Annotated in this window: 1 pseudogene; it reads left to right on the forward strand. The window is 72.1% G+C overall.

Annotated elements, in window-relative coordinates:
- A pseudogene (locus tag ACWD3D_RS37280) lies at positions 1–1,126 on the forward strand (hypothetical protein); the annotation flags it as partial.
- Between the last annotated feature and the right edge of the window lie 75 nt (positions 1,127–1,201).

Below are 1,201 nucleotides of genomic sequence, written 5' to 3' on the forward strand. Positions count from 1 at the left end.
CCTTCACGGGGTGCGTGGTCGTCGCGTCGTTCTCGGTGGCCTTGGAGGGCGGGCCGCCCCGGTCCGTGGTCGTTACGGCCGACTTGCTCGGGGGCCGGACGGGCCGAGTCCCGTACCGCAGGGCCCCTCGGGTCCCACCACCCCGCGTCCCGCCGTACAGGCCGCCGCACCCGCCCGCAAGGGCCGTTCGAAGACGGTCCTGCTGGGCGTCGCGGTGGTCGTGCTGGCGGGCGTCGCCTACGGCGCGGGGCTGCTGATGAACCACTCCGAGGTCCCCAAGGGCACCACGGTCCTCGGCCTGGACATCGGCGGCGGTACGAAGACCGAGGCGGTGAGCAAGCTCGACGCCGAGTTCGGCAAGCGCGCCCAGGCGCCGCTGAAGCTGTCGGTCGACGGCAAGCAGACCGAACTCTCCCCGGAGAAGGCCGGCCTGGCGCTGGACAGCGAGGAGACCGTCCGCGGCGCGGCGGGCAGCGACTACAACCCCGTCTCCGTGATCGGTTCCCTCTTCGGCGGGGCGCGCCCCGCCGACCCGGTGATCCCGGTCGACGAGGAGAAGCTCGCCGCGGCACTCAACGCCCTGGCCGGCACCTCCGGGTCCGCGACCGACGGCACCATCAAGTTCGAGCCGAACAAGGCCGAGCCGGTGCCGGGCAAGGCGGGCAAGGGGATCGACGTCAACCAGTCGATCGTCGCCGTTCGGGACGCCTACCGCGCCCAGGTCCAGACGGGCTCCTCCGCCGTCGTGGAGCTGCCGGTCGTCACCCGGCAGCCCACCGTCACCCAGGCCGAACTCGACCGGGCGATGAAGGAGTTCGCGGAGCCCGCGATGTCCGACCTGATCACCATCAAGGCCGGCAACGCGTCGATCGACTTCGGCCCGGCGCGTTCCCTGCCGCAGATCCTGTCGATGAAGGCGGTCGACGGGAAGCTCGTGCCGTACTACGACAAGCAGGCCATCGAGACCCTCTGCGACGGCGTCTTCGACGGCGTCATGGCGACGAAGGCGGACGGCAAGCAGCACCAGGTCGGACCCGACGACGTGGCCAAGGCCATGCAGCAGGCGCTGCTCGGCAAGACCACCGCCGAACGCACGGTCACGATCGACCTCACCGGCCAGGGCTGACCGGCCCCCGCCGGAACGCACCGCACACCGCCCCCGCCCGGGTCTCCCGGGCGGGGGCGGTGTCGTATCCGTGGG

The sequence above is a fragment of the Streptomyces sp. NPDC002690 genome, assembly GCF_053592415.1.